Genomic DNA, 533 nt, shown 5'->3' with positions numbered 1-533 from the left:
GTGGCCGATCGTGCCCACGTTGACGTGCGGCTTGGTGCGTTCAAACTTACCTTTTGCCATTTTTCCGACTCCGAAAAAAACCTACTACAACACAACAGGATTTTGGCGCAATCTCAAGCAGACGCACCTGAAATTTGTGGTGCCCATGGCGGGAATCGGACCCGCGACCTCTCCCTTACCAAGGGAGTGCTCTACCACTGAGCCACATGGGCAACTTGCAACTGCTTGCGCAGCCACTTCACATTCAACACAAACCAGCAAAGCAAGCCATGGAGCGGGAGACGGGAATCGAACCCGCGTCATTAGCTTGGAAGGCTAGGGTTCTACCATTGAACTACTCCCGCATCGGCCGCCAAAACAACCTCAACGCGAAGCCCGCAAGGGCCTCCTGAACAATCCACGCTCACGCTTTGCAATTTGGTGGAGGAGGCTGGATTCGAACCAGCGTAGGCGTAAGCCAACAGATTTACAGTCTGCCCCCTTTAGCCACTCGGGCACTCCTCCGAAGAATTTCGAATTCTAGCACAGCTTTT

The 533-nt window shown here is 53.8% G+C and carries 3 tRNA genes; all 3 read right to left on the bottom strand.

Annotated elements, in window-relative coordinates:
* Positions 1-137: 137 nt before the first annotated feature.
* The 3 genes from B2J89_RS21630 to B2J89_RS21620 all read right to left on the bottom strand — a co-directional run bounded on the left by B2J89_RS21630 (position 138) and on the right by B2J89_RS21620 (position 504).
* A tRNA-Thr gene (locus tag B2J89_RS21630) sits at positions 138-212 on the bottom strand.
* A 58-nt stretch (positions 213-270) separates the two neighbouring features.
* Positions 271-344: transfer RNA gene (locus tag B2J89_RS21625), tRNA-Gly, on the bottom strand.
* A gap of 74 nt (positions 345-418) precedes the next feature.
* Positions 419-504 (bottom strand) — tRNA-Tyr (locus tag B2J89_RS21620).
* Between the last annotated feature and the right edge of the window lie 29 nt (positions 505-533).

This window comes from Acidovorax sp. SRB_24 (assembly GCF_012931925.1).
Note: the sequence above shows the minus strand (reverse complement) of the source record. Positions and strands in the feature narration are given on the sequence as shown.